Annotated in this window: 17 protein-coding genes and 7 tRNA genes; 2 read left to right on the forward strand and 22 right to left on the reverse strand. The window is 54.2% G+C overall.

Annotation, left to right across the window (positions count from 1 at the left end; all coding sequences use genetic code 11):
* Positions 1 to 175: 175 nt before the first annotated feature.
* The gene (locus HV340_RS06005) at positions 176 to 658 is read left to right on the forward strand and encodes a zinc ribbon-containing protein (protein WP_025204671.1); all 483 of its coding nucleotides are present in this window, start codon (positions 176 to 178) and stop codon (positions 656 to 658) included.
* Between the two features lie 79 nt (positions 659 to 737).
* Here the strand turns inward: HV340_RS06005 and rihA are convergent, their stop codons facing one another.
* From rihA to miaB, 10 genes are all read right to left on the reverse strand, one after another.
* A complete protein-coding gene (rihA, locus tag HV340_RS06010) occupies positions 738 to 1,682 on the reverse strand; it encodes a pyrimidine-specific ribonucleoside hydrolase RihA (protein WP_032681425.1) in 945 nt (314 codons plus the stop codon).
* A 120-nt stretch (positions 1,683 to 1,802) separates the two neighbouring features.
* The gene (locus tag HV340_RS06015) at positions 1,803 to 2,528 is read right to left on the reverse strand and encodes an amino acid ABC transporter ATP-binding protein (protein ID WP_014169127.1); all 726 of its coding nucleotides are present in this window, start codon (positions 2,526 to 2,528) and stop codon (positions 1,803 to 1,805) included.
* On the reverse strand, positions 2,528 to 3,202 hold the full coding sequence (gene gltK / locus HV340_RS06020) for a glutamate/aspartate ABC transporter permease GltK (RefSeq protein WP_014169128.1): 675 nt from the start codon (positions 3,200 to 3,202) through the stop codon (positions 2,528 to 2,530). Before gltK ends, HV340_RS06015 begins: the two co-directional genes overlap by 1 nt.
* On the reverse strand, positions 3,202 to 3,942 hold the full coding sequence (locus tag HV340_RS06025) for an amino acid ABC transporter permease (protein ID WP_020884992.1): 741 nt from the start codon (positions 3,940 to 3,942) through the stop codon (positions 3,202 to 3,204). Before HV340_RS06025 ends, gltK begins: the two co-directional genes overlap by 1 nt.
* 155 nt (positions 3,943 to 4,097) lie before the next feature.
* Positions 4,098 to 5,003, reverse strand: a complete 906-nt coding sequence (locus HV340_RS06030) for an amino acid ABC transporter substrate-binding protein (protein WP_020884991.1) — start codon at positions 5,001 to 5,003, stop codon at positions 4,098 to 4,100.
* Positions 5,004 to 5,334: 331 nt separating this feature from the next.
* Positions 5,335 to 6,873: an apolipoprotein N-acyltransferase gene (lnt, locus tag HV340_RS06035; RefSeq protein WP_181216377.1), complete on the reverse strand. Its 1,539-nt coding sequence runs from the start codon at positions 6,871 to 6,873 to the stop codon at positions 5,335 to 5,337.
* A gap of 5 nt (positions 6,874 to 6,878) precedes the next feature.
* Positions 6,879 to 7,757 (reverse strand): CNNM family magnesium/cobalt transport protein CorC, encoded by an 879-nt coding sequence (corC, locus tag HV340_RS06040; protein ID WP_014169132.1) that lies wholly within the window; start codon positions 7,755 to 7,757, stop codon positions 6,879 to 6,881.
* An 89-nt stretch (positions 7,758 to 7,846) separates the two neighbouring features.
* Positions 7,847 to 8,314, reverse strand: coding sequence for an rRNA maturation RNase YbeY (gene ybeY / locus HV340_RS06045; protein ID WP_040016936.1), 468 nt, complete (start codon positions 8,312 to 8,314; stop codon positions 7,847 to 7,849).
* Entirely contained in the window at positions 8,311 to 9,357 is a 1,047-nt protein-coding gene (locus HV340_RS06050; protein ID WP_020884987.1) for a PhoH family protein, read from the reverse strand. Before HV340_RS06050 ends, ybeY begins: the two co-directional genes overlap by 4 nt.
* Before the next feature lie 164 nt (positions 9,358 to 9,521).
* On the reverse strand, positions 9,522 to 10,946 hold the full coding sequence (gene miaB / locus HV340_RS06055; protein WP_020884986.1) for a tRNA (N6-isopentenyl adenosine(37)-C2)-methylthiotransferase MiaB: 1,425 nt from the start codon (positions 10,944 to 10,946) through the stop codon (positions 9,522 to 9,524).
* 136 nt (positions 10,947 to 11,082) lie between these two features.
* Here miaB and ubiF point away from each other — a divergent pair, with 136 nt between their 5' ends.
* Positions 11,083 to 12,258, forward strand: coding sequence for a 3-demethoxyubiquinol 3-hydroxylase (gene ubiF, locus HV340_RS06060; protein ID WP_181216378.1), 1,176 nt, complete (start codon positions 11,083 to 11,085; stop codon positions 12,256 to 12,258).
* Between the two features lie 96 nt (positions 12,259 to 12,354).
* Here ubiF and HV340_RS06065 read toward each other — a convergent pair.
* The 12 genes from HV340_RS06065 to nagB form a co-directional block, all read right to left on the reverse strand.
* Positions 12,355 to 12,429: transfer RNA gene (locus HV340_RS06065), tRNA-Gln, on the reverse strand.
* A 37-nt stretch (positions 12,430 to 12,466) separates the two neighbouring features.
* Positions 12,467 to 12,541: transfer RNA gene (locus tag HV340_RS06070), tRNA-Gln, on the reverse strand.
* Between the two features lie 44 nt (positions 12,542 to 12,585).
* Positions 12,586 to 12,662 (reverse strand) — tRNA-Met (locus HV340_RS06075).
* 17 nt (positions 12,663 to 12,679) lie between these two features.
* Positions 12,680 to 12,754 (reverse strand) — tRNA-Gln (locus HV340_RS06080).
* Between the two features lie 32 nt (positions 12,755 to 12,786).
* Positions 12,787 to 12,861, reverse strand: a tRNA-Gln gene (locus HV340_RS06085).
* A gap of 23 nt (positions 12,862 to 12,884) precedes the next feature.
* Positions 12,885 to 12,969, reverse strand: a tRNA-Leu gene (locus tag HV340_RS06090).
* A 9-nt stretch (positions 12,970 to 12,978) separates the two neighbouring features.
* Positions 12,979 to 13,055 (reverse strand) — tRNA-Met (locus HV340_RS06095).
* A 227-nt stretch (positions 13,056 to 13,282) separates the two neighbouring features.
* On the reverse strand, positions 13,283 to 14,947 hold the full coding sequence (gene asnB, locus HV340_RS06100) for an asparagine synthase B (RefSeq protein WP_010428626.1): 1,665 nt from the start codon (positions 14,945 to 14,947) through the stop codon (positions 13,283 to 13,285).
* Between the two features lie 249 nt (positions 14,948 to 15,196).
* Positions 15,197 to 15,949: a ribonucleotide monophosphatase NagD gene (nagD, locus tag HV340_RS06105; protein WP_020884984.1), complete on the reverse strand. Its 753-nt coding sequence runs from the start codon at positions 15,947 to 15,949 to the stop codon at positions 15,197 to 15,199.
* Between the two features lie 45 nt (positions 15,950 to 15,994).
* Positions 15,995 to 17,215 carry an N-acetylglucosamine repressor gene (locus tag HV340_RS06110; protein WP_014169139.1) on the reverse strand — a complete coding sequence of 407 codons (1,221 nt, stop codon included), beginning with the start codon at positions 17,213 to 17,215 and terminating at the stop codon, positions 15,995 to 15,997.
* Between the two features lie 8 nt (positions 17,216 to 17,223).
* On the reverse strand, positions 17,224 to 18,372 hold the full coding sequence (gene nagA, locus HV340_RS06115) for an N-acetylglucosamine-6-phosphate deacetylase (protein ID WP_181216379.1): 1,149 nt from the start codon (positions 18,370 to 18,372) through the stop codon (positions 17,224 to 17,226).
* 55 nt (positions 18,373 to 18,427) lie between these two features.
* A complete protein-coding gene (gene nagB / locus HV340_RS06120; RefSeq protein ID WP_008501061.1) occupies positions 18,428 to 19,228 on the reverse strand; it encodes a glucosamine-6-phosphate deaminase in 801 nt (266 codons plus the stop codon).
* Between the last annotated feature and the right edge of the window lie 52 nt (positions 19,229 to 19,280).

The following is a 19,280-nucleotide window of genomic DNA, read 5'->3' on the forward strand; positions in this document are numbered from 1 at the left end:
AGCCAATGGATGTGGTAATTCAGATCCGCATAGCATAGCCCAAACGCCCGCGCCAAAACAGCCTTTCGCACAAATGCGCGCGTGAGGAATTTGTCGGGTCTGTGGTTCACCTGGCAAAGCGGTGGCGAAATAAGGTCTATTATTAGAGTCAGTTACTTACCCGGGAGGCAAAATGATGAACAAGGTTGCTCAATTTTACCGAGAACTGGTGACAACACTGACGGAACGGCTGCGTAACGGCGAGCGTGATATCGATGCGCTGGTGGAACAGGCGCGGGCCCGCGTGACGCAAACGGGTGAGTTAACGCGAACCGAAGTGGAAGAGGTGACGCGCGCCGTACGCCGCGACCTGGAAGAGTTTGCGCGAAGCTACGAAGAGAGTCAGAACGAGGTTACCGACAGCGTTTTTATGCGGGTAATTAAAGAAAGCCTGTGGCAGGAGCTGGCGGATATCACCGATAAAACGCAGCTGGAGTGGCGTGAAGTCTTTCAGGACCTCAACCACCACGGGGTCTATCACAGCGGAGAAGTGGTCGGACTGGGGAATCTGGTGTGCGAGAAATGCCATCACCACATTGCAGTCTATACGCCGGATGTGTTGCCGCTGTGTCCAAAGTGTGGACACGATCAGTTCCAGCGTCGGCCGTTTGAGCCCTAAGTAAAAGCCGCCCTCTCCCTGCAGGCCAGGGGGAGGGCTTCAGGCCGCAGAGCAGTCTACCATGCCCGGTGGCCTTCGCTTACCGGGCCTGGCTGTAATAGCTGAGTCTTTCCGCCAGCAAATCCACGAACGCTTCCCGGTCGATATCCACCATCAGCGTGGTGTTGGGTTGATTGCCCGTCAGTGAATAGTAGTCCACCACCGTCATACCCTGAGTGTATTTCCCTTGGGTTTCCACGCCCACCCACCGTTCTACCGTGGTAAACATCTCCGGTTTGAGCAGCCAGGCAATGGTGCACGGATCGTGCAGCGGCGCGCCGTGAAAACCCCATTTCTCGGCTTTGTGATACGCCATAAAGAAGTCCAGCAATTCTGCGACGGTTGTCGCCACCGGGTTGCCAATGGCACGAAAGCGCGCAATGTCGTGCGCCATTATTTGTGCGCGATGGGTGACGTCCAGGCCGGCCATGACAATCGGCAGGCCAGACTGGAAGACAATCTCTGCGGCTTCCGGATCGACAAAAATGTTGAACTCCGCCGCTGGCGTCCAGTTCCCGAGTCCCATTGCGCCGCCCATGATCACGATTCGGGCGATTTTACTGTGCAATTCCGGATGGCTGTTCAGCAGCAGCGCAACGTTGGTTTGCGGGCCGGTGGCCACCAGCGTGACCGGTTCCGCGCTTTCACGCAGTACTTTTGCCATCAACTCTACGGCGGTGCAGGGTTGCGCTTCAAACCCCGGTTCGGGCAGTGCCGGGCCATCCAGCCCACTTTCACCGTGCACGTTGTCGGCAATGATCAGATCGCGCATGAGCGGTTTGACGGCACCACCGGCGACCGGTATATCGGTGCGTTTGAGCAACGTCAGCATACGCAGGACATTACGCAGCGTTTTCTCCGGGGTCTGGTTTCCGGCAGAGGACGTAACGGCTTTGATGTCCAGTTCAGGGGAGGCAAGTGCAAGGACGAGGGCGATCGCGTCATCATGACCCGGGTCGCAATCGAGAAGGATAGGTTGTGCCATAGCGTGCTCCATACGTAGCATTATTTTGTGACAAGGTTAACGCTGCAATGTGACGCCGACGAGAAGAAGAGAGCTAAAGCGTGAAGCAGTGCGCAATCCGCAGATTGCGCACCGGGGAGATTAGTGCAGGATTTTGGCGAGGAAGTCTTTTGCTCGCTCGGATTTTGGATTGGCGAAGAACTCTTCTTTCGGCGAGTCTTCAACAATCTTCCCTTCGTCCATGAAGATCACGCGGTTCGCCACTTTGCGGGCAAAGCCCATTTCGTGGGTCACCACCATCATCGTCATCCCTTCGTGCGCCAGCTCAACCATTACGTCCAGCACTTCGTTGATCATCTCGGGATCGAGAGCGGAAGTCGGTTCATCAAACAGCATGGCGACCGGATCCATACACAGGGCCCGGGCAATAGCCACACGCTGCTGCTGACCGCCAGAGAGCTGCGCCGGGAATTTATCAGCATGCGCTGAGAGCCCCACGCGTTCCAGCAGCTTCAGACCTTTATCGCGCGCGAGCTTTTTATCGCGTTTCAGCACTTTTACCTGCGCCAGCGTCAGGTTCTCGATAATGGAGAGGTGCGGAAACAGCTCAAAGTGCTGGAACACCATGCCGACGTGGGAACGCAGCTGAGCAAGGTTGGTTTTCCTGTCATTGACTTTGGTGCCATTGACGAGGATCTCACCTTGCTGCACCGGCTCCAGGCCGTTAACGGTTTTGATCAGCGTGGATTTACCGGAGCCGGATGGCCCACATACCACCACCACGTCACCTTTTTTCACTTCGGTTGAGCAGTCGGTCAGCACCTGAAAGTGCCCATACCATTTAGAAACATTTTTCAGGGAAATCATTATACAGTCCTTTTCTTCAGCCAGCTGACCAACAGCGACGCGCTTAAACTAATCACAAAATAGACGCCACCCGCGAAGAGCACCATTTCGACCTGCGTACCGTCACGTTCACCGATGGTAGACGCGGTACGGAAGAAGTCTGCCAGGCTCAATACGTAGACCAGAGAGGTATCCTGGAACAGTACGATGCCCTGGGTCAGCAGGAGGGGAACCATGGCGCGAAACGCCTGCGGCAGAATAATGAGCTGCATGGATTGCCAGTGCGTCATCCCCAGCGCCAGCGCGGCGCTGGACTGCCCACGGGAAATACTCTGAATACCCGCTCGGATAATCTCTGAATAGTAAGCAGCCTCAAACATTGAGAACGCGACCATCGCGGAGATCAGGCGGATATCGGTTTTCGGCGACAGCCCCAGCACGTTTTGCAGAAAGCCGGGAACAATCAGGTAAAACCACAGCAGTACCATCACCAGGGGGATGGAGCGGAAAACGTTAACGTAGGCCGTGGCAAACCAGGCGAACGGTTTAAAGGCCGACAGGCGCATGACCGCCAGCAGGGTGCCCCAGACGATACCCACCACAATAGCAATCACGGTGATTTTTAAGGTGATCAGCAGGCCATCCAGCAGGTAAGGCATGGATGGAACGATAGAACTCCAGTCAAATTCGTACATTATTTGCCCCCCAGATTGCCCGGCAGGCGGATTTTGCGTTCAACCAGGTTCATCACCAGCATGATGAAAGTGTTAATCAGAACATAGGCGAGTGTGATCGCCGTGAAGGATTCCCACGCGTGAGCGGAATAATCCAGCAGCTTGCCCGCCTGTGCGGCCATATCCACCAGACCGATGGTCGAGGCGATGGCCGAGTTTTTCACCAGGTTCATCATCTCAGACGTCATCGGTGGAACAATGACGCGGTAAGCGTTAGGCAGCAGTACGTAGCGGTAAGTTTGTGGCAGCGTCAGGCCCATCGCCAGGCCAGCATTTTTTTGTCCGCGCGGCAGTGACTGAATGGCGGCACGCACCTGCTCGCAAACGCGCGCGGCGGTGAAGAGCCCCAGACAGAGCATGGAGGAGACAAAGAACTGCACGTTCGGATCCAGTTCCGACTTAAACCACATGCCAATATTTTCCGGCAGCAGTTCCGGGACGACCAGATACCAGGTGAAAAATTGCACAATCAGCGGAACGTTACGGAACAGTTCCACATACAGGGTGCCGAGAGATGAGAGAAAACGGTTAGGCACGGTGCGCAAAATACCGAACAGTGAACCGACAAGAAACGCGATAATCCACGCCGTGATCGATAAGGCGACGGTAACCTGAAAACCGCTCCACAGCCAGCCAAGATAGGTGGTGTTGCCGAACGGGGCTTGTTGCAGGAATATGCCCCAGTTCCAGTCTATTGACATAATAAACTCCAGAAAAAAAAGGGTAGCAGCGCTACCCTCGAAGATTGGTGAGAAGCTCATTTTTCGCGCTGAGTGGGGAACGACCACTCAACGTATAGTCTGTCCATGCTTCCCGACAATCGAGAGGGCAGGAGATCCCGCCCCTGTTGTTCTAATTAGTTAAGAGCCTTGTCGTTTGGTGATTTGAACAGCGCTTTCATGTCGTCAGACAGTTCGAAGTTCATGTTAAGATTTTTGGGTGGAATCGGGTTCTTGAACCATTTATCGAACCATTTTTCCGCTTCACCGGAGGTCTGAACCTGAGCGATGGTGTCATCGATCAGCTTCTTGAACTGCGGATCGTCTTTACGCAGCATACAGCCGTACGCTTCTTTAGATTGCGCCGTGCCGACGATATCCCAGTTGTCTGGTTTCTTCGCTTTTGCACGTTCGCCTGCCAGCAGGGCATCATCCATCATAAACGCCACAGCACGGCCACTTTCCAGGGTACGGAAAGAGTCGCCATGATCTTTCGCGCTGATGATGCGCATATCCATTTTCTTCTCGTCGTTCAGCTTGTGCAGCAGCACTTCGGAAGTGGTACCGGAGGTAACAACAACGGCTTTGCCTTTCAGGTCCGCAAAGTCTTTGATCTCGCCGCCTTTCTTGGTCAGCAGGCGGGTGCCCACGACGAAGATGGTGTCAGAGAAGGCAGCCTGTTTCTGACGCTCAAGGTTGTTGGTGGTGGAACCGCACTCAAAATCGAACGTGCCGTTTTGCAGCAGTGGAATACGGTTTTGTGAAGTGATTGGAATCAGCTTCACCTGCAGGTCAGGTTTGTTCAGCTTTTTCTTCACAGCTTCAACGATAGCGTTGGAGTAATCCTGTGAATAGCCCACGACTTTTTGCGTGTTGTCGTAGTAAGAGAACGGGACAGAAGATTCACGGTGGCCGACCACGATCACGCCGTTTTTGGCAATCTTGTCGAGAGTGCTTCCGGCAGCCGGAGCATCTTCAGCGTGAACAACGCTTGCCGACATCCCCATAACCAGCATTGCTGTGGCCAGTTTACGTAATTGCATACCCAACTCCTTTCTTATCAGCGCCAGTGACGCATTGATACCCATTGTGATGTTGTTATATCTCGCGCTATGCGAGTGCAGTGTTATGCAAGCTTGTTAACATTTAGTCTGGCTTAATGTAAAGATTTTGCTGCGTTATTGTTTATTTTTGCGAAGCGCGCCGCACCAATCAGAGGCAAATATCTCTCGTTGCACCGTTTCGGTGCTACCGGTGATCTACGCTGGTGCGACGAAGTTGCACGTTAAGCCAAACTGCGTTTACGTGGGGAAATAAAGCAAGAGACGTGCCAGAAATGCCCTCTCCCAACGGGAGAGGGGAAGGGAGGGGAAATTATCGACGACGCTGACGCAAGCTCATCAGCACCGCGCCAAATCCGAACAGCGCGGTCAGGATCCACAGCGGCCAGTTGCCGGTGCGGGCATAAGGCGTCAGGCCCGTCGCAGGCGTGACGTTGGTCGTCAGCACTTCACGGGTGAACTGCGGGATCATGGCCTGGATTTCGCCCTGCGGGCCAATCACGGCGGTAATGCCATTGTTGGTGCTACGCAGCAGCGGGCGCGCCAGCTCCAGGGAGCGCATCCGCGCCATCTGGAAATGCTGCCACGGGCCAATCGACTTACCAAACCAGGCATCGTTGGAGATAGTCAGCAGGAAGTCAGTGTCCGGACGGAAGTTATCGCGCACCTGCTCGCCGAGGATAATTTCGTAGCAGATGGCCGCCGTCAGGGCAAAACCGTGCGCATGCAGCTGGGGCTGAACGTACGGGCCACGGCTGAATGAGGACATCGGCAGGTCAAAGAACGGTGCTAACGGGCGCAGAATGGACTCCAGCGGTACAAATTCGCCAAACGGTACCAGGTGATTCTTGTTATACCGGTCAGTGGAGTTGTAGCTGTATTCGCTGTCTTTACCCAGCGTAATGATGGTGTTGTAGGTGTCATAGCGGTTCTGCTGATTCAGACGCGCATCGACAATCCCGGTAACCAGCGTACTGCCGCGAGCCAGCAGTAGAGCGTTCATCATGTTCAGGAACGGCTGCTGGTTAATTTCCAGATCCGGAATCGCCGACTCTGGCCAGATGATCAGCTGCGATTTACCCATGACCGCCTCGGTGGCGTTAGCGTAGATCTTCAGCGTGTTCAGCAGCTCTTTCTCGTCCCATTTCATTGACTGAGGGATATTCCCCTGCACCATTGAAACCTGTGTGGTGCGCTCTGGCACCAGGCTGTACCACTGGATATAACGCAGTGGGAAAGGCAGGGCAAACAACACCAGCGCCACGACCAGCGTCTTCCAGCTACGTGTGAACAGCACCAGGACCAGCAGTCCGCTCACCACCATCAACAGGAAGTTAATCGCTTCAACGCCCATTACCGGAGCAAGCCCCTTTAGCGGGCCATCAATCTGACTGTAACCGAACTGCAGCCACGGGAAGCCAGTCAGTACCCAGCCGCGAAGGAACTCGGTAATTTGCCAGACAACCGGCGCAGCAATGGCAACGCGCAGCCAGGTGGTTTTTGGCCACAGGCGAGAAAGGATACCCGCGAACAGGCCGGTATAGAGCGAGAGATAAGCGGCCAGCAGCACCACGAGGAAGACGTTAACGGGGCCTGGCATACCGCCAAACTGGGCGATGCTGACATAGACCCAGTTGATGCCGGAGCCAAACAGCCCCAGTCCCCAGAAGTAGCCAATCGCTGCCGCCTGGACGGGACGACGATTCAGGGTTAAACCCTGAAGGCCCATCAGGGAGAGAATGGCTGCAGGCCAGATATCGTAAGGAGAAAAAGCCAGCGTTCCGCTGGCTCCGAGTAACAGCGCCAGCAGCAAACGTACGTGCTGGCGTTCAAGTAATGGGGCAAATGCCATTTACATTAATCTTCCAGTTTTGGCACCGGTGAGTCGTCCGGCGTTCTGACATGAACCTGTATAATACGTCGGCTGTCGGCCATTGCCACTTTGAACTGGTAACCGTCGATGTCAACGGTCTCGCCGCGTGCCGGAAGGTGGCCAAAGGCCTGCATCACCAGCCCGCCAATAGTATCGACCTCTTCATCGCTGAAATGGGTACTAAAGGCGTCGTTAAAGTCCTCAATCGAGGCCAGCGCGCGAACGGTCCAGGTGTGGCGGCTAAGCTGACGGAAGTCGATATCCTCTTCTTCGTCATACTCATCTTCGATTTCGCCCACGATCAGCTCAAGGATATCTTCGATCGTGACGAGACCGGAAACGCCACCAAATTCATCAATAACAATCGCCATGTGGTAGCGCTGAGAGCGAAACTCTTTCAGCATCCGATCCACACGTTTACTTTCCGGCACAACCACGGCCTGGCGTAACACTTTTTCCATGCTGAAGGCTTCGGCATCGCTGCGCATAAACGGCAGCAGATCTTTCGCCATCAAAATCCCTTCAATGTGATCTTTGTCTTCGCTGATGACCGGGAAACGCGAGTGTGCGGATTCGATGATCACATCGAGGCACTCGTCCAGAGTCTGGTTACGTTTCAGGGTGATCATCTGCGAGCGGGGGATCATGATGTCGCGAACGCGCTGGTCGGCGATGTCCATTACCCCTTCGAGCATTTCGCGCGTATCTTCATCGATAAGGTCGTTTTGCCCGGAATCACGAATCAGCTCCAGCAGTTCGTCACGGTTTTTAGGTTCGCCGTGGAAAAGCTGGTTCAGAATGAGGGAGAAAAATCCCTTTTTGGTGTTTGTCGTGTCGCTACTGTGTGAATTGTCGTCGCTCATGGCGTTTGTTAAGGGTTCTCTTGTTAGTTCAACGTTTACCGCCGCGCTATTTCCCTACGCGGCGGCATGTTAGTCAGTCGGTCGACTGACTATTCTTTCTCGGCAATGTACGGATCCTCATAGCCCAGAGCAAGCATTATCTCTGTCTCGAGGGACTCCATCTCTTCCGCTTCGTCATCTTCAATATGGTCGTAGCCGAGCAGATGCAGGCTACCGTGTACCACCATATGCGCCCAGTGGGCTTCCAGCGGTTTTTGCTGCTCTTTAGCTTCCTGTTCCACGACCTGGCGGCAGATGATCAGATCGCCCAGCAGCGGCATCTCAATTCCCGGTGGGGCTTCGAAGGGGAAAGAGAGCACGTTGGTCGGCTTATCTTTCCCGCGGTAGGTCAGGTTAAGCTCATGGCTTTCGGCTTCATCCACCAGACGAATCGTGACTTCTGATTCTTCCTGAAACGGGGGGATAACCGCATCCAGCCATGTCTGAAACTGCGCCTCTTCTGGCAAGCCGGAATTATCGTCACATGCCAGTTGTAAATCGAGGATCACCTGACTCATTTTTGTTCTTGCTCCTGCGCTTCGCGCTTACGTTCTGCGGCCAGTTCGGCCTTACGCTTCTGATCTGCTTCTTCCCATGCTTCATAAGCGTTAACGATGCGCGCCACAACCGGGTGACGGACCACGTCTTCGCTGTGGAAGAAGTTAAAGCTGATTTCGTCGACGTCGGCCAGCACTTCAATGGCATGGCGCAGACCCGATTTGGTGCTGCGCGGCAGGTCAATCTGCGTGACGTCACCGGTAATGACCGCTTTTGAGTTAAAGCCGATACGTGTCAGGAACATTTTCATCTGTTCGATGGTGGTGTTCTGGCTTTCATCGAGAATAATGAATGCATCATTCAGCGTACGGCCGCGCATATAGGCGAGCGGGGCAACTTCAATCACGTTACGCTCAATCAGCTTCTCCACTTTCTCAAAGCCGAGCATCTCGAACAGTGCGTCGTATAACGGACGAAGGTAAGGGTCAACCTTCTGGCTCAGATCGCCTGGCAGGAAGCCCAGTTTTTCACCCGCTTCCACCGCCGGACGGGTCAGCAGGATGCGACGAATCTCCTGGCGTTCGAGCGCATCAACCGCCGCGGCAACGGCCAGATAGGTTTTACCCGTACCCGCCGGGCCCACACCGAAGGTGATGTCATGGTCGAGAATGTTGGCGATGTACTGCGCCTGGTTTGGCGTACGCGGCTTAATGACGCCACGTTTGGTCTTAATATTGATGGCCTTGCCATAGTCCGGCACGCTTTCTGCGCTTTGCTCAAGCACGCGCGCCTCTTTGATCGCGAGGTGGATCTGTTCTGGCTCGATATCCTGTATTTCACCGCGCATTGGGGCGGTATCCACATACAGGCTACGCAGAATATCCGCAGCGGCGTTGACGCAGAGAGGGCGTCCGGTGAGTTTGAAATGATTATCGCGACGATTGATTTCGATACCCAGACGTCGCTCCAGTTGTTTGATGTTGTCATCAAACGGCCCGCACAGGCTCAGCAGGCGAGCGTTGTCTGCTGGCTCAAGGCTAATTTCACGCGTATCTATGTTCAAACTGTTCCTCTTTGATTGTTTAACTGACCCGGTGCCACCTGGCGTAATAAAACGGTCATTACCGAAATTATTCACGCCATAGAATAAAGGCGCAAGCGTTGCGGAAGATATTGGGGGCGATGAGAGGAAATACAAGGCCTGCCGAACCGGCAGGCCGGATGGCGTTATGGCTGGTAAATACCGACGCCAGCGTCGCTTTCTTTGCGGGTGCGGGACATGACGGATTCCGGCGACTGTGCGATGCGCAGACCCATTTCGTCTTCGGTACGGACCACTTTCGCGCGCAGGGAGTTGGTCAGTACGTCGACAATCTCCACGTCCACAAATTTACCGACCATGTCTGGCGTGCCTTCAAAATTCACGACGCGGTTATTTTCGGTGCGTCCTGACAGCTCCATAATGCTCTTACGGGAAGTGCCTTCCACCAGAATACGCTGGACGGTGCCGACCATGCGACGGCTCCAGGCGTTGGCCTGCTGGTTGATACGCTCCTGCAGAATATACAGACGCTGCTTTTTCTCTTCTTCCGGCACATCGTCGACCATATCGGCCGCAGGAGTACCTGGACGCGCTGAGAAGATAAAGCTGTAGCTGACGTCAAAATTCACTTCGCCAATGAGCTTCATCGTGCGCTCAAAGTCATCCGTGGTTTCGCCCGGGAAGCCAACGATAAAGTCGGAGCTAATCTGGATGTCAGGACGGGCTTCACGCAGCTTGCGGATGATGGATTTGTACTCCAGTACCGTATGTGGACGTCCCATCAGGTTCAGCACGCGGTCGGAACCGCACTGAATCGGCAGATGCAGGAAGCTCACCAGCTCTGGCGTATCGCGATACACATCAATGATGTCATCGGTAAATTCCATCGGGTGGCTGGTGGTGAAGCGAAGGCGGTCGATGCCGTCGATCGCGGCCACCAGGCGCAGCAGTTCTGCAAAGCTGCCGGTGGTACCGTCGTAGTTCTCGCCGCGCCAGGCGTTGACGTTCTGGCCCAGCAGATGAATTTCACGCACACCCTGTGCCGCCAGTTGCGCCACTTCAAACAGAATGTCGTCGGTCGGACGGCTCACTTCTTCGCCGCGGGTATACGGTACGACACAATAGGTGCAGTACTTGTTACAGCCTTCCATAATGGAGACGTAGGCTGTTGGACCATCCGCGCGTGGTTCTGGCAGACGGTCAAATTTTTCGATTTCCGGGAAGCTTACGTCAACCACCGGGCGGCGATTCTCGCGAACGGCGTTGATCATCTCCGGCAGGCGGTGCAGCGTCTGCGGGCCAAAAATAATATCAACATAGTGAGCACGCTGGCGGATCAGTTTGCCTTCCTGCGAGGCCACACACCCACCCACGCCAATGATCACATCGGGTCTTTTGCGTTTGATAAGCTTCCAGCGGCCCAGTTGATGGAACACCTTCTCCTGCGCCTTCTCACGGATCGAACAGGTATTGAGCAGCAACACGTCCGCTTCGTTCGCGTTGTCAGTCAGTTGATACCCGTGCGTGGCATCCAGCAGATCGGCCATCTTGGATGAATCGTATTCGTTCATCTGACAGCCCCAGGTTTTTATATGGAGTTTTTTTGTCATCGACTTGCTCATGCTCAGGAATGCAGGGCGCGTATTGTAATGCTTTGCTGCGGTTGTGACCAGTATGAAGGTTGTCAACCTCAAGACCGAAAAAATCCGGTAAACTTAAGGTATATACCATTAAGGATAATTGACCATGACTCTCCAACAAACCGAAATTGCCGTTGTCGGCGGCGGTATGGTCGGCGGCGCACTCGCGCTGGGGCTGGCGCAGCAGGGATTTGAGGTGACGGTTATCGAGCAGGCTGCCCCTGTTGCGTTTGACCCGACGGCAAAGCCGGATGTGCGAATTTCAGCTATCAGCGCCGCCTCTGTCGATCTGCTGCGCGGGCTGGGCGTCTGGGATGCCGTGCTCGGGATGCGCGCGCACCCTTACAGCCGTCTCGAAACCTGGGAGTGGGAGAATGCGCATGTCGCGTTTGATGCCGCTGAACTGAAGCTGCCCCGTCTGGGCTATATGGTGGAAAATACGGTCCTCCAGTTGGCGCTCTGGCAGTCCCTGGAGGCGCATCCGAAAGTGGCGCTGCGCGTCCCGGCGTCACTTAACGCACTGCATCCCCACGAAGGCGGGTATTTGCTTGAGCTGGATAAGGGTGATGAGCTGGCCACGAGGCTGGTTGTCGGAGCGGATGGTGCCAACTCACAGGTCAGACAAATGGCGGGAATTGGCATTCATGCCTGGCAGTACCAGCAGGCGTGCATGTTGATCACCGTGCAGTGTGAGAATGACCCGGGTGAGAGCACCTGGCAGCACTTTACCCCGAATGGCCCGCATGCCTTTTTACCGTTGTTTGATCGCTGGGCGTCGCTGGTGTGGTATGACAAACCGGCGCGCATTCGTCAGTTGCAGGGGCTTTCAATGGAGCAGCTGCAGCGAGAGATCCATCAGCACTTCCCACGCCGTCTGGGCAACGTCATGCCGGTTGCCGCCGGGGGGTTTCCGCTTACCCGTCGCCATGCATTGCAGTATGCCCGTGCAGGGCTGGCGCTGGTGGGGGATGCGGCACACACCATTCACCCGCTGGCGGGGCAGGGCGTGAACCTGGGATACCGTGACGTTGAGGCTTTACTGGATGTGCTGGGCAATGCGCGCGCTCACGCGGAGGCCTGGGCCAGCCATCCGGTACTGAAACGTTACCAGACGTGGCGTATGGCGGATAACTTTATCATGCAGTCGGGGATGGATCTGTTTTACGCCGGGTTCAGTAACGATCTTGGTCCGGTGCGCATTCTGCGTAACATTGGGTTGATGGCGGCGGAGCGTGCCGGTGGGCTGAAGCGTCAGGCGCTGAAGTACGCGTTAGGCCTTTAATCTGAGTGCCTTCTCCTGCGGGAGAGGGCTTTCGGATGCGGTACATAATCCAACAAAAACAAAAAAGCCCGCAGAGCGGGCTTTTTTGTTACTAAGTGGCTGGGGTGCAGGGATTCGAACCCCGGAATGCTGGTATCAGAAACCAGAGCCTTACCGCTTGGCGACACCCCAATTGCGTTAAACAATGTGCTTAACGACTTTTTTAAATTGGCTGGGGTACGAGGATTCGAACCTCGGAATGCCGGAATCAGAATCCGGTGCCTTACCGCTTGGCGATACCCCAACAATTTTTTCTCGTCTACCGAATCATTCGACAGATGACTAATTTGGTGGCTACGACGGGATTCGAACCTGTGACCCCATCATTATGAGTGATGTGCTCTAACCAACTGAGCTACGTAGCCAGTACTGCAATCTTCGATGGCTGGGGTACCTGGATTCGAACCAGGGAATGCCGGTATCAAAAACCGGTGCCTTACCGCTTGGCGATACCCCAATACCGCGGAGAACCGCAAAATCGAAGAAATATGGCTGGGGTACCTGGATTCGAACCAGGGAATGCCGGTATCAAAAACCGGTGCCTTACCGCTTGGCGATACCCCATCCGTGCAACGCTTACCTGGGAATGGTGCGGGAGGCGAGACTTGAACTCGCACACCTTGCGGCGCCAGAACCTAAATCTGGTGCGTCTACCAATTTCGCCACTCCCGCAAAAAAAGATGGTGGCTACGACGGGATTCGAACCTGTGACCCCATCATTATGAGTGATGTGCTCTAACCAACTGAGCTACGTAGCCATCTTTTTTTCGCGTTACCTTATCGGCGTTGCGGGGCGCATTATGCGTATAGACCCTTGCAGCGTCAACACCTTTTTCAACGAAAATAGCCGGAATGTGACTGTTTGGTTAGGTTGCGAACAGCGTGACCGAATATTCGGCAATTATTGGTTATTTATCGTTTTTAGGGAGTGAAATAGGGGGCAAAAAAAATCAGGCCCCGCAGGGCCTGATTGGATGCTTTTCGATTACTTATAGGCAGACTGGTGTACGCCTACCGCACGTCCTGATGGATCGTTCATTGACTTGAAAGATTCATCCCATTCAATGGCTTTAGCCGAAGAACAGGCAACGGACGGGCCGCCCGGAACACACTCCGCCGCACTCGGCACCGGGAACAACTCTTCAAAGATTTCACGGTACAGATACGCTTCTTTGGAGCCTGGCGTGTTGTACGGGAAGCGGAAGCTCGCGGTTTCCAGTTGCTGATCGGAAACCTGTTTTGCCGCCACCTCTTTCAGGGTATCGATCCAGCTATACCCGACACCGTCAGAGAACTGCTCTTTCTGACGCCATGCCACGCTCGCCGGCAGGTAGGATTCGAAACATTCACGCAGGATATGTTTCTCCATTTTGCCGTTGCCGCACATTTTGTCCTGCGGGTTGATGCGCATTGCCACGTCGAGGAATTTCTTATCCAGGAAGGGAACACGGGCTTCCACACCCCAGGCAGACATTGCTTTGTTGGCGCGTGCGCAGTCAAACATATGCAGCGCCTGCAGTTTACGTACTGTCTCTTCATGCAGCTCTTTTGCGTTCGGCGCTTTGTGGAAATAGAGGTAGCCGCCAAACACTTCGTCAGACCCTTCACCGGAGAGCACCATCTTAATGCCCATCGCTTTGATCTTACGCGACATCAGGTACATCGGCGTGGAAGCGCGAATGGTGGTCACATCGTAGGTTTCGATGTGGTAGATAACATCGCGGATCGCATCCAGGCCTTCCTGCACGGTGAAGTGGATCTCATGGTGCACGGTACCGAGATGGTTTGCCACTTCCTGCGCGGCTTTCAGATCCGGTGCGCCTTCCAGGCCCACAGCAAAGGAGTGCAGCTGCGGCCACCAGGCTTCTGAACGTTCCTGATCTTCAACACGACGCGCGGCGAATTTCTTGGTGATCGCGGAGATCACGGACGAGTCCAGCCCGCCGGAGAGCAGTACGCCGTATGGCACATCTGACATCAGGTGGCTTTTAACAGAATCTTCCAGCGCCTGACGCAGTTCGGCTTTATCAGTCACGTTGTCTTTAACCGCATCATAGTCGAACCAGTCGCGCTGATAGTACTGACGGATCTCGCCGTCTTTACTCCACAGGTAACTTCCTGCCGGGAACTCTTTAATGGTGCGGCAAACCGGCACCAGGGCTTTCATTTCTGAGGCGACATAAAAGTTGCCGTGTTCATCGTGACCCATATACAGCGGGATAATACCAATATGGTCGCGGCCAATCAGATAGGCATCTTTTTCGCTGTCGTACAGGGCGAAGGCAAACATACCCTGCAGATCATCGAGGAATTCCGGGCCTTTCTCCTGATACAGCGCCAGGATCACTTCACAGTCAGAACCAGTCTGGAAGGCGTAACGGTCGCCGTACTCGGCGCGCAGCGCCTGATGGTTATAGATTTCACCGTTGACAGCCAGCGCGTGTGTTTTTTTCTCGTTATACAGCGGCTGCGCACCGGCGTTGACGTCAACAATGGACAGACGTTCGTGTGCCAGGATGGCTTTATCGCTGGCGTAAACGCCGGACCAGTCCGGGCCGCGATGGCGCATCAGGCGGGACAATTCGAGTGCCTTTTTACGCAGTTCGCCTGCGTCAGTTTTAATATCCAGTACGCCAAAAATTGAACACATAACCTTCTCCGTTAACCCTGTTGCTTTGTAATGTTGCTTGCTTATGAAAATGCCGCAAAGGGGGAGGGCGCGCAAGGGTTTTACGGGATAAAACGGAAATAGTGCAATGCTGATTACCGAATAGTGAAAAACGAGTACGTCATAAACGCTTTTATTGATGATTATGCAATAAAATGGCTGTTTTGTTAGATGTGGGGTTGTTTATCGGGCGTGAAAATAAAAAACCACGCGCTGAGGCGTGGTTTGGGATCAGATAATATCAATTTCTTCGACGGAGGGATAAATCCAGCTCGGTCGGAAGGGCATGGCGTCAATATCGTCGAGCGTGGAGACACCGGAAAGCACCAGAATGGTTTCCAGGCCCGCCTGGAATCCGGCCAGGATATCGGTGCGCAGGTTGTCGCCGACAATCACCGTTTCTTCAGAGTGGGCCTGCATCTTGTTCAGCGCAGCACGGATGATCCACGGGCTGGGCTTGCCCACGTAGAATGGTTTCCGGCCAGAGATCTTTTCGATACCGGCACACAGCGCGCCGCAGGCAGGGTAAAAACCACGGCCGTGGGTATCCGGGTTGGTGGCAATAAAACGCGCACCGTTGGCAACAAAGTAGGAGGCTTTGTGCATCATCTCCCAGTTATAGGAGCGCGTTTCGCCAACGATCACAAAGTCCGGGTTCACATCTGTGATGGTAAACCCTGCCTTATATAACTCGTGGATCAGCGCCCCTTCACCCACCACGTAGGCCTTTTTTCCTTCCTGGCGCTTGAGGAAATCTGCGGTGGCCATGGCAGAGGTATAAAACACGCTGTCCGGCACGTTGACGCCTGCTGTGGCAAAGCGGTTTGCCAGGTCCTGACCGGTCTGAGAAGGGTAGTTCGTGAGAAGAACCAGAGGCATTCCTTTGTCGATGATGCGGTGAAGAAACTCCGCAGCACCTGGTACAGCAACGTTGTCGTGCATCAGCACGCCGTCGATATCACAAATTACATTCTTAATGGTCATGGACATTCCGACATCAAAAAAAGAAGGCGTTACTATAAGACCCGATCAACTTTCCAGCAAATGTTGCAACAGAATACCGTTGAGCATGGCGCGTTTAACCAGCGCAAATGCGCCTATCGCTGAGCGATGGTCAAGCTTAGAACGAACGACGGGAAGGTTCTGGCGGAAGGCTTTCAGCGCCTGAGTGTTAATGCAGCCTTCAATGGCGGGCAGCAGGACCTTCTCGGCCTCCACAATCTCACCGGCGATCACCACTTTTTGCGGGTTAAACAGGTTGATGGCGATGGCGATGGTTTTACCCAGATGGCGACCCACCTGCTCAATAACTTCACAGGCCAGCGCGTCGCCTTTGTTGGCGGCTTTGCAGATAGTCCCTATCTTGCAATCGTCCAGCGTGACGCGGCTCTGGTAACCCTGTTCAAGCAGATGGCGCACCCGCTGTTCAATCGCCGTGTTGGCGGCAATCGTCTCCAGACAGCCAAAGTTTCCGCAGTGGCAGCGTTCGCCAAGCGGCTCTACCTGAATATGACCAATCTCACCGACGTTACCGTTGCGGCCAATAAAAATGCGCCCGTTAGAGATGATGCCTGCCCCTGTCCCGCGGTGTACGCGCACCAGAATCGAATCTTCACAATCCTGGCTCGCACCAAAGTAGTGCTCTGCCAGGGCCAGAGAGCGGATGTCGTGACCCACGAAACAGGTCACTTTAAAGCGTTTTTCCAGCGCATCTACCAGCCCCCAGTTCTCAACCTTTATATGGGGCATATAACGGATCACGCCGCTTTCGGGGTCCACCAGGCCTGGCAGGATCACCGAGATCGCAATCAGTTCACGGATTTTGCGCTGACAGCTCTCGATAAAGTGTTCAATGGTATTCAGCAGCGCGTGTTCCAGCGTCTCCTGAGTGCGCTCCGGAAGCGGGTAGTGTTCTTCCGCGATGGCTTTGCTGCTCAGATCATAGAGCGTAAGGGTGGTGTCATGACGACCAAGACGGACGCCGATCGCCTGAAAATTGCGGGTTTCGGTAATAATGGAGATGGCGCGGCGGCCTCCGGTGGAGGCCTGCTGATCGACTTCTTTGATCAGTCCGCGCTCAATGAGCTGACGGGTAATTTTTGTCACGCTGGCGGGAGCAAGCTGGCTTTGTTCGGCTATCTGAATGCGCGAGATTGGCCCGTGTTGGTCAATCAGACGATAAACCGCCGCGCTGTTAAGTTGTTTAACGAGATCGACATTACCGATTTGAGCTTGTCCGCCTGGTGTCATACTTTTACTTACTCAGTGACGACCTCGTTACCATTAACGATGGTCTTGATAATTTTATAATCGTGTGTGAATGCCGTCAGGTTTGCAACCATACCTGGTGCAATTCCGCCAAGCTGTTTATTTACGCCCATCGCGCGCGCAGGATAAAGGGTCGCCATACGCAGGACTTCATCAAGCACAATCCCGCAATGTTCAACCAGGTTACGCACCCCTTCAATCATCGTCAGGGAGGAACCACTCAGCGTACCGTTTTCATCAACACACAGTCCATTGCGGTAGTATATTGTTTTACCGGCAAAAATGAACTGCTCAATATTTGCCCCTGCCGGTGCGGTGGCATCGGTTACCAGACAGAGTTTGTCACCTTTCAGGCGCTTGGCGTTGCGAATGTTGGTGTAATCGACGTGCAAGCCGTCAGCAATAATGCCGCAGTAAACGTCCTGCTCATCGAGAATCGCCCCGACCAGCCCAGGTTCACGACCGGTGATATACGGCATCGCGTTGTACAGGTGCGTCGCAAAGGTAATGCCGGCGCGGAAACCTGCTTTCGCTTCTTTTTGCGTTGCGTTTGAATGGCCCGCTGAAACGACAATCCCGGCGGCGGCCAGTTTGCTGATAACGTCAGGTCCCGCGATTTCAGGAGCCAGCGTCACTTTGGTGATCACATCGGCGTTGGCACACAGGTAGTCGACCAGCTCAGCGTCAGGTTTACGCACGTAATCCGGGTTATGCGTCCCTTTTTTTACGATGTTCAGCCACGGTCCTTCAAGATGCAGACCCAGCGCCTGATTAGGGTGTTTTGCCAGGTAGTCGCGCATCACGCGGATACCCTGTTTCATGAGATCATCACTGCTGGTGATGAGGGTTGGCAGATAGCTGGTGCAGCCCGATTTCTCGTTGGCTTTCTGCATGATTTCCAGCGTGTCGACCGTCACCGCCTCCGCGGTGTCATTAAATTGCACACCGCCGCAGCCGTTCAGCTGTACGTCGATGAAACCGGGGGAGATTACTGCTCCATTGAGTGAGCGCTGTTCAATCCCCGGCGGCAGCTCTGCTAACGGGCAAACACGTTCAATCAGGCCATCGGCGATAACAATCGCATGGTCATCCAGAATATCATGGCCGGTATAAATCCGACCGTGGGTTAAAGCGTACATAACGACCCCCGGTTAAAAAAAGCGGCCGCCTCTTGATGAAGAGGCGGTTATTCAATTACAGACCTTTGATGTTCTCAGCTTCTAACTCGTTGAAGTATTTCAGCGTTTTCACTTTCAGCTCCATCGTGGACGGTTCGTCGCACACGATGACTGATTTTGGATGCAGCTGCAGGCAGCTGATGGTCCACATGTGGTTAACGTTGCCTTCAACGGCAGCCTGGAGCGCCTGCGCTTTCACGCCGCCCAGAACCAGAATCATCACTTCTTCGGCATCCAGCAGGGTGCCTACGCCTACGGTCAGGGCGTATTTTGGAACCTGGTTAACATCACCGTCAAAGAAGCGGGAGTTTGCCACGCGCGTGTCATGGGTCAGGGTTTTAATACGCGTACGGGAAGCCAGAGAAGAGGCCGGTTCGTTGAACGCGATATGACCATCGTTGCCCACGCCACCCATGAACAGGTGGATTTTACCGTAGGAACGGATTTTTTCTTCATACTGACGGCATTCTGCGTCAATATCAGGCGCGTTTCCATTCAGCAGGTTAATGTTTTCAGCCGGAATATCAACGTGATCAAAGAAATTACGGTGCATAAAGCTATGGTAGCTTTCCGGATGATCCTTGGGTAAGCCGACATACTCATCCATGTTGAAGGTCACAACATGTTTAAAGCTAACCTGGCCTGCTTTATGCATCTCAACCAGGGCTTTATACGCGGTCAGCGGCGTGCCGCCGGTAGGAAGGCCGAGAACGAAAGGACGATCGGCGGTGGGTTTGAACGCGTTAATACGGTTAACGATATGACGGGCGGCCCATTTACCGACTTGTTCAGCAGTTGCCAGGGGAATCAGTCTCATTGTTCACCTCAAGAGTTAAAGTAGAAGAGTGGGCGGATGGCTATCGGAACCT

This window comes from Enterobacter sp. RHBSTW-00975, assembly GCF_013615235.1.
Lineage (GTDB): Bacteria > Pseudomonadota > Gammaproteobacteria > Enterobacterales > Enterobacteriaceae > Enterobacter > Enterobacter ludwigii.

Bases quoted from the DNA above. Each gene is read 5' to 3' on its own strand.
- corC (WP_014169132.1), bottom strand. From the start codon at position 7,757: ATGAGCGACGACAATTCACACAGTAGCGACACGACAAACACCAAAAAG.
- nagB (WP_008501061.1), bottom strand. From the start codon at position 19,228: ATGAGACTGATTCCCCTGGCAACTGCTGAACAAGTCGGTAAATGGGCC.
- HV340_RS06005 (WP_025204671.1), top strand. From the start codon at position 176: ATGAACAAGGTTGCTCAATTTTACCGAGAACTGGTGACAACACTGACG.
- nagD (WP_020884984.1), bottom strand. From the start codon at position 15,949: ATGACCATTAAGAATGTAATTTGTGATATCGACGGCGTGCTGATGCAC.
- nagA (WP_181216379.1), bottom strand. From the start codon at position 18,372: ATGTACGCTTTAACCCACGGTCGGATTTATACCGGCCATGATATTCTG.
- asnB (WP_010428626.1), bottom strand. From the start codon at position 14,947: ATGTGTTCAATTTTTGGCGTACTGGATATTAAAACTGACGCAGGCGAA.
- HV340_RS06015 (WP_014169127.1), bottom strand. From the start codon at position 2,528: ATGATTTCCCTGAAAAATGTTTCTAAATGGTATGGGCACTTTCAGGTG.
- ubiF (WP_181216378.1), top strand. From the start codon at position 11,083: ATGACTCTCCAACAAACCGAAATTGCCGTTGTCGGCGGCGGTATGGTC.
- HV340_RS06110 (WP_014169139.1), bottom strand. From the start codon at position 17,215: ATGACACCAGGCGGACAAGCTCAAATCGGTAATGTCGATCTCGTTAAA.
- HV340_RS06030 (WP_020884991.1), bottom strand. From the start codon at position 5,003: ATGCAATTACGTAAACTGGCCACAGCAATGCTGGTTATGGGGATGTCG.
- miaB (WP_020884986.1), bottom strand. From the start codon at position 10,946: ATGACAAAAAAACTCCATATAAAAACCTGGGGCTGTCAGATGAACGAA.
- HV340_RS06025 (WP_020884992.1), bottom strand. From the start codon at position 3,942: ATGTCAATAGACTGGAACTGGGGCATATTCCTGCAACAAGCCCCGTTC.
- gltK (WP_014169128.1), bottom strand. From the start codon at position 3,202: ATGTACGAATTTGACTGGAGTTCTATCGTTCCATCCATGCCTTACCTG.
- ybeY (WP_040016936.1), bottom strand. From the start codon at position 8,314: ATGAGTCAGGTGATCCTCGATTTACAACTGGCATGTGACGATAATTCC.
- rihA (WP_032681425.1), bottom strand. From the start codon at position 1,682: ATGGCACAACCTATCCTTCTCGATTGCGACCCGGGTCATGATGACGCG.
- lnt (WP_181216377.1), bottom strand. From the start codon at position 6,873: ATGGCATTTGCCCCATTACTTGAACGCCAGCACGTACGTTTGCTGCTG.